The sequence below is a fragment of the Flavitalea antarctica genome (assembly GCF_054461535.1).
Window position 1 is genome coordinate 1 of record NZ_JBTLQG010000069.1, and the last position, 8,153, is coordinate 8,153.

Below are 8,153 nucleotides of genomic sequence, written 5' to 3' on the forward strand. Positions count from 1 at the left end.
GGCATAAGCAGCGTGAATATTTTCCTCGTACAGAAAAATATTATCAAGGCCCGGCAAAGGATCAAAACCACCGGAAGCATTTTGCTGAGCAACAACATAATCGTTGGTCATGTCCCTGAAACTGCTTCTTAAGCCGGTTTCAACCTTGCCTTCTTTACTGATTGGTCTCACATAGTCGAGCTGAAACAATAACTGTTTTTCAAATTCGTCGTTTACGGATTTTTGTAGAATATACTGGTTTTTGTCCTCTATGCCTGCAGCACTGTAAAACTTTTGGGTGAACGTTTGGTCAGAGTTTTCCCAGTTATCAAGAAACTTTACTTCGCCCGTGAGATCATGACCTTTTTTGCCGAATGATTTTTTATAGATCAACGAATATTCTGAGTTCGGTTCTATCTCATCTTCGTCCTGTCTGCGGGTGGAATAACCTGCCAGGGAAGATTTGTCAAAAAGATAGTCATCGTATCTTATATCGGTTTGCCTGTTTGCATCGCTTCTCCGGAACAGGTAAGAAGCGGTGAGCACACTGCTTTCGCTGAAATAGTAATCGAGTCCACCGCGAATATTATTATTAAAACCAGTTATAGTTGCATCCGTTGATTGCTGAAGTATGAATGTCGTGTCTCTTTCGTAAAGCTCCTGGTACATCGAACCAATAGCAGGCTGTTTCCTATAGGCAATCCCATAATTAATAAAGAAGTTTATTTTCTTATGACGATAATTAAGGTTTGCCGCTGCACCGAGGTTTGTTGGATAACCGGTAGTTAGCTCAAATGATCCGTTGAAACCTTGTCTCTTGTCTTTTTTCAATATGATATTCAATACACCGGCAGAACCTTCAGCCTCATATCTTGCGGATGGATTTGTTATTATTTCAACGCGGTCGATCATACTGGCCTGTAATTGCTGTAATCCGCTCCCGCCTTTGAAACTCACAAGGCCAGAAGGTTTACCATCAATCAGAATTCTCACATTTTCACTTCCCCTTAGTTTGATGGCACCTTCAGGGTCAACTGACACAGACGGTATATTACTGAGTATGTCTGCAGCTGATCCACCCGCATTAGCAAGGTCCTTTCCGACATTGAAAATCTTTTTGTCGAGCGATAATGTCATCGAGCTTTTTTCTGCCTGCACAATTACCTCTTCCAGCGTTTTACCGGAGTTGGCAAGACGGATAGTGCCCGCATTATACACGGGCCTTGCCGTTTCAAGAACAAAGCTCTTTACATAGTAAGTGTTATAACCGGTGTAGTTTACTTCCATTGAGTATGTCCCGGCAGGTAGTGGTAATTCAAATTCACCCGACGCGCCACTCAGTTTGCCGGTAACCGGACTGTTTCCAGGAAGCGCATAAACCTGGATACTTGCTGCGGGTAGCGGAATGCCAGACGCCGAATCAATCACCTTTCCTTTCAATAACATCAGTACAGACGACTGGCTCAATACCGGTAAAGAACTTATTAGCATTCCCGTCAATATGATGATGGCAATTGACGAAGATTTAACCCGGGACAACAATCTGGAAAACAAACATTTCATGGAGGTGTAAAATACCTTAAAAAGCAGTGACAGGCAAAGCAAATTTCTATCCGCACAAAAAGGCAATCATCAACTTAATGTTCAGAATGATGGGTTTCTGTGAAAGGTAGATATACGTCCGGTCGTTTCCTCATCTACCCAAAATCGGGGAACTTAATGGTATGCTGTTCATTTAAGGAGAAATCAGTTTAAATTACAATAAAAAATGTCTGCCAGTTCCTTTTCACTTCATATTGGAATTAATGGTGTTGACAAAGACCACTACAGGGGTTGGGAGGGTAAGCTTTATGGTTGTGAAAATGATGCATTGTTTTATCATCAGCTGGCACAAAAAGAGGGATGCAAATTGTCAAAGGTGCTGTTGACAAGCGATCCCCGAAACAGACCTGAAGTCAAAAACGTACTGGATTTTCTCGACTATAGTATCTGTGAACTTAATGAAGGGGACAACTTAATCATCACCTACTCGGGGCATGGTGGAATCTTGGAAGACAAAAATCATGATGAAAATGATTTCCAGGATGAAACCTGGTGCCTGTATGACCGACAGTTACTGGATGATGAATTGTTTGCCAGGTTCAGCAGGTTCAGAGCAGGAGTTAACATCTTCGTTATCTCAGATAGTTGCCATAGTGGTTCAATAACGAAGGGGGAACACGAAACGATCACAGAGCAAAGACCGAAAAGATTTGTTCCACGTCAGCAACTTTTTGAAACCTTCCAGGCTAACCGCAACATTTATGAACCTCTCATGCGTATGCCGCAGGTAAGAGATAAAGACATTGCAGCCGCGGTACTACAGTTGGGTGCCTGCCAGGACGACGAATATGCGATGGAAGATGGAAACAATGGTTTGTTTACAAAAACCATCATGAAGATTCTCGAACGTAATGGTGATATAGGATCATACCAGGAACTACTGGTAAGGTCAAAACGTGCTCTCACCGGTATTCAAAAACCTAATCTCGTATCGTATGGTAACAACCACCATCAGCTTCTGAAATCGAAGCCCTTCGGTTCGTCTTATGTTCCGGGGACGGCAACAAGAATTGATTTTTTGAATGAAACCGGTGGCCTGATCGTCGAGGCATCAGGGGTTCATGAAAGCTTATCAGAATTGAAGCAATTCATAGTCTCACAAACGCTGGCGGTTCCGGAAAAAGAGGACCTTACTATTTATCACTGCAACTGCAATCCCGAAGAACCTGGCATATATCCATGGGATCATGCCTATAACCAATATCGCTTTTTGCGAAACAATGGTTTCCCGGTTTGTTGTGTGATACCACAGGTTCCGCAAAGCGCGGGCTTAGTACTAAATGCTGCGCTGGAAGAAAAAGGCAGGGCCGTAGATGCCGAAATCAATATTTTATCAGGGGATGAAGAAGATTTAAAGCGCGTTTCGGTATTTCAAAAACTCTATAAAACCCTGGTGAGAAATAAGAAAGGCCTTGGAAAAGATGATAGTCCCGAACAGGACGAAGTGCTGATAAAAATGTTTAGCCTGGAGACTGTGCAGGTGATGTTCAGGGATGATGATCTTTTGCCTTACCGTCAAATGTCTGCAGCCGAACTCGCTGCACACCTTGCCGACCACCCAAACTATTCTGCTTTTATTGCTATTGTAAAGAATTCAATATTCAGTTCAGATACGTTAACTGTTCATTTGTAAAGTATGTCTACCTCCACGAAACCTACATTTTATACTGTTTTCTCAAATAGTATGAAACCCGACGAGTACCTGCCAAACCTGTCTGAAGAAGCAACCAAGATTTCTGACCTTTTGCATGGGCTTGTGTTCAGCGATGTCATCTATTATATGAAAGATGAAATTTTTACTGCTGACCGCTTAATCGCAAATTTTTCGAAGTATGGTGATAAGTTCGATATATTTTATTTCTCGGGTCATGCCAAGGATGGCGCACTCAAGTTCAGTGATAATTTTATCAGCAATACAGATCGTATGGCCGATGTAATAAATATTAACCTTCGCAACCTACAACTTGGTTTTTTCAACGCCTGTGAAACGTTTGACCTTGCAAAAAAAATTGTACAAAAAAGAGCAAGCGGTAAAAGTAATAACAAGCTGGTGATGATTACCTGTGGCTGTGCAATAAATGCATTTCTTGCCGAAAGATTCGCAACGCTTTTTTTTAATCATGTCGGAAGACCAGGCACTTATTATGATGCATATAAAAACGCCAGCACTTTACTTAGCCTCGTAAATGACAAACTAAGATTCCGGGAATTTTATAGCATGGAAGATCTTGAATCAGCATCTGAAGACTTCGATTATGCGTTCATAGACATACCGCTTGTTGCCAGGCCTGAAACGCCCCCATCATTTGCACCTTCAAGGGGTGAGCCTGTTCCAGCCGGATCTGCTCCGATTCCTTCCGGGCCTGTTGTGGCACCGGCTGGAAATCCTGTCGGGGCTTCGGTAGCTGACGCTTATATGGAAGCGGCGTATTCTGATCCTTCGAAACCGGTCCCGGCCGGCGATCCTATCCATGACATGGACCTGATAAGAGCCGTGCCTACTTCAAGCCGCTCAATCATCAATGCTGACAAGAAAACGTTGGATATCCTGTCTGCAAACTATGTAAAGGAATGTACCCAGACTGCTATGACCAGTAATGCACTTGATCCCAGGCAGATGGAAATCCTGAACCAGGCCATTAAAGGAACTCAGGAGATTGTTGACGGAAACGTAGTTACCGGCAAAGTGAAACAGTTGTGGAAAGAAGCGGCGAGAATACTGCCGGGCGTTGATTCAAAAAATGATTTTCGTTCGCTCATCAAAGTTTCCAAAGGCGCTTATAATAATGCCCTTGATATGTTTTTTGGCAATGCCGACAAGAAACCAACCGTGGCGAATATTAAACAAACTGTTGATGCAGGAGATTGACAGATCCCTGGACCTACCTCTATCCCTCTTACTTAAAACGATATGTTATGCCCTACAACCCTAACTTCATCTCCGGCTTCCGGATTCCCCTTCCGTCCGTAGTTGCTGCAGATACCCCTCCGGGATCGCCTTTGCATTACCACCACCACAGCGTAGTGATGAATCCCAAAAGAAGACTTGCCTATTTCTCCGCCTCTAATATAGATGGACAAAGCTGGAAACCAATTGAGCGATCCGGCGGATTTAAGAAAGACTCTAAACTTGAGTCTGAATTCCAGCTGGGCGAAGAATTGTACGAATCTATCAGTGCAGGTAAAGGCCGGGGAAACGACTTTGACGAAGGTCATCTTACCTCTTTCCAGGAGGTGCTGTGGGGCGAAGAAGATGATAAAGCACTGGCCGGGGCCGACACTTTTTTCTATACGAATTGTGTGCCTCAGCATGGATCTTTGAACCGTGGCGCATGGCGTTCGCTTGAACAATACCTGGTCAAAAAAGGCGCTGACCCCAACGAGCTGAAAATTTCGGTAATAACAGGACCGGTATTGCTTCCCAGCGATCCGTATTTCATTAATGCTATCGACGGTGACCTCGTCCGCTTACCCGTTGCATTCTGGAAGGTGATATATTATAAAGCTGTCGAAGGACTTCAGGCCGTCGGTTTCATGATGAGCCACCGGAACCTGCTCCTCGCGGATGAAACAATTACCTACGACAAGGACGAGGTGACCCGCAGCGCAATTGAGGAACTTGATGATGTGTTTATGATGTTTTCAAAAGCGACGACCTACCAGGTTAGTGTTGGGTTTATTGAGAAGATCACCGGGATTAAGTTTTTTCATAATGGCGTCGTTTTTCCGTTCAATGAAAAAGGCAGTCGCGAACTGATCATGAAGCGTATCGAAGTGGAGGTGCCCAGGGGTGTGGACGAAGGTTCATTCGCAGAAGCACCAATCAACTATCAGCTGGAAAACATTGTTATTTAAGTAACGTGTTTCTGATTCGGTGCGCTGGTCCGGAAATTCGCGGATGCTTCCGGTTGTACGTCAACTTATTTAAGCTTCAGGACTTTTATCAACCATATATCTTAATCCTCAATTCATCAATGCAATGACTACTATTTATGCTCTTTTGGTCGGAATCAACAACTACCCGGTTAAACCCCTGAGTGGTTGTATCAATGATTTAAAAGCGGTGGAAGAATATTTAAAGACAATGTATGGGAAGAACAAAGAGGTAACGCTCAACATTAAACGAATTACAGATGAGGATCCCATCAAGCCGACGAGGGCCAATATCATCAAAGGCTTTGATCACTTCAACAATGCAGGAAGTAGTGACACTTGTTTTTTTTATTACAGCGGGCATGGATCATGGTCTCCCTCACCAAAGGAATTATTGTCTGAGGCTGATATGCGCAGCGAATCATTTGTATGCATTGATAGCCGCACACCCGGTGGGAAGGATCTCATGGATAAGGAGATGGGTTACCTGATCTGGAAAACAATGGCAGGTAAACAAGATACCCGTTTTATCGTAATCACTGATTGCTGCCATTGCGGAACGATCACCAGGGATGTAGACGATAGCGGAATAACAGACCGTATGATGCCTGATGTTGCCGAAGCCACCAGTTTTAAAGAGTACCTAGGATATGATGCGAAGATCAATGGAGTCAGCTACTATAGCCTGCTCGAAGACAAGATTACCGGTGAGTCTAAAGCAACCTTTAAACAGGGCAATCACATTCACCTGGCAGCCTCGAGAGAAAACCAGACAGCAAAGGAATTAAACATTGAAGGGACAAAGCGCGGTGCTTTTACACACTCGTTGCTGAAGACGCTGTACTCGGTAAATGGCCGGATCTCTTACCGCGACCTGGTAAATAAAACAGAACTGCTGGTCAGAAACCTGGTCTCTGATCAGAATCCCGGACTGCATGTAAACGGCAGTGAAAACAAAGAAGCTGCTGATGATTTTTTTCTCACCAAAGTAAGCGGTGCAGGCGACTCCTATCTTGTTTATTATGATTCGAGATGGAAATGGTGCATCAAGGCAGGGCTTATTCATGGAGTTTCCACAGGCGATGAGGTATCCATTGAGGGCATTGGTTCAACTGTAGTTACGGGCACCCCGGCTCCTGACTTTTCAACTATAGCAGAGGTGAATGGAATGGTGGCCGGTACATCAATCTACGAGGGCAAGGTTGTAAAGCAGCCCAATCAGCCCATCGAAGTGTCATTTGACCCATCCTTCAATCATGAACACAAAGACGCATTTGAAAAACTGATTGCAGGCAACACCGAACCTTCGTTGAAACTGGCCAAACAACATAGCGGTCGCTTCATCATCAGGAATAAAGGGAAAGATATATTTATTACAAAGCCCGGAAAAACTGATCCCCTCATCAAGCCGATAACTGTGAGTACTCCAAAGGATCTGCCGTTTTTGATTGAACGAATAGTATTGGTTATCAAATGGACCGCCCTGCTTGAATTAACCCAGTCTTCATTTGTCAAACAACCTTACCAACTCAGTTTGTACAGAAATACAATTGCTGGAAGTTACGATGCCAAAGATTTTACAAAGATTGATTCTAAGAACCTCGTTAACGTATTCAATTACCTGGAAGATCAGAACGGCGGATGGCATCAACCCGCTTTCAGATTATCAATTAAAAACACCGGCCAGGTCCCGCTTTATGTGAGTAATGCATATCTCGGTTTCGATTATTCCATCTCAACTGATTTTTTTGAGAATATTGTTTTGCTGGCTCCGGGTAAGGATGCCTGGTTGACATTTGTCAGCCAGGGATCACAAGAAGAAACCATTCTGCTTAACCTGGATGAAACCTACGCTACCCTTGGTTATAATGAGATCACCGAATACCTGAAGTTGTTTATCTCACCACAACCGATCGCTACCGACAAATTAAAACAACATGGCCTGGAACTGCCGGCGATAAACAGGGAAGGTGAAAATGCTCGTGGCGTTTCTGCTGTTGCGTCCAAAGGCCCGGTGGGCGCCTTTAGCTGGGCAACTGAAACACTGGGTTTCCGCATCATTCGTCCGCCTGGAAAATCAGACATTGCCCCCGGTACGGCTACTACTTTACAATCTGTATCTATCGCTCCCCATCCCGCACTAAAAGCAAAAGCTGCCCTGGTAAGTTCGGCCACCTCGAGCCGTTCAGCCGACACCATCTCCGCTCCGCATCTAACTAATGGAAACTCCTTCCTTGAACCTTTTAATTTAATCACCGGCACCCGGTCTTCTGAACCACTGGACACTCTGGAACTGGTGGATGTCGAAGAAGCCGGATCTGTAACCCCTGAAACACCGCTGGTAGTTAGTATACCTGAAACAGATTTGCAGGATGTTGTAGCCATCGGATATGATCCGGTAGATAACATTTATTACCCGGTTGGTTTTGGAAATGAGTCGGGGCAGATGATCATCAACACGCTGCCTGAACTGACTCCTGTGGATCCAGCTATAACATCAAGAAGTTTTGGTGGTTCCATCAAACTGTATTTCCAAAAGGTGATCGGTCAGAAACTTGGTTTCAAATTTACATATCCCCGGTTAGCAGTAGTTGATGTAAATAAGGAACTGGGAGTGAAGTATGAATCCGATGTCGAGATTGTAAAAAAGGCGGTCACATCATCCGGCAACATTGTCTTATTTGTGCATGGTATTATTG

General features: G+C 44.1%; 5 protein-coding genes. 4 read left to right on the forward strand and 1 reads right to left on the reverse strand.

Annotated features, from left to right (window positions below):
* Positions 1-1,470, reverse strand: a 1,470-nt coding sequence (locus ACX0G7_RS26960; protein ID WP_458926655.1) for an outer membrane beta-barrel protein, incomplete at its 3' end; no start/stop codon positions are given.
* 277 nt (positions 1,471-1,747) lie between these two features.
* On the opposite strand from ACX0G7_RS26960, the gene ACX0G7_RS26965 reads away from it, so the two are divergent.
* The 4 genes from ACX0G7_RS26965 to ACX0G7_RS26980 form a co-directional block, all read left to right on the forward strand.
* Positions 1,748-3,214 (forward strand): caspase family protein, encoded by a 1,467-nt coding sequence (locus tag ACX0G7_RS26965; RefSeq protein WP_458926656.1) that lies wholly within the window; start codon positions 1,748-1,750, stop codon positions 3,212-3,214.
* 3 nt (positions 3,215-3,217) lie between these two features.
* Complete coding sequence (locus ACX0G7_RS26970; RefSeq protein WP_458926657.1) at positions 3,218-4,450, forward strand: hypothetical protein; 1,233 nt, start codon at positions 3,218-3,220, stop codon at positions 4,448-4,450.
* Between the two features lie 47 nt (positions 4,451-4,497).
* Positions 4,498-5,436, forward strand: a complete 939-nt coding sequence (locus tag ACX0G7_RS26975; protein WP_458926658.1) for a DNA/RNA non-specific endonuclease — start codon at positions 4,498-4,500, stop codon at positions 5,434-5,436.
* Positions 5,437-5,560: 124 nt separating this feature from the next.
* On the forward strand, positions 5,561-8,153 hold a 2,593-nt coding region (locus tag ACX0G7_RS26980), incomplete at its 3' end, for a caspase family protein (RefSeq protein ID WP_458926659.1).

Bases quoted from the DNA above. Each gene is read 5' to 3' on its own strand.
- ACX0G7_RS26970 (WP_458926657.1), top strand. From the start codon at position 3,218: ATGTCTACCTCCACGAAACCTACATTTTATACTGTTTTCTCAAATAGT.
- ACX0G7_RS26975 (WP_458926658.1), top strand. From the start codon at position 4,498: ATGCCCTACAACCCTAACTTCATCTCCGGCTTCCGGATTCCCCTTCCG.
- ACX0G7_RS26965 (WP_458926656.1), top strand. From the start codon at position 1,748: ATGTCTGCCAGTTCCTTTTCACTTCATATTGGAATTAATGGTGTTGAC.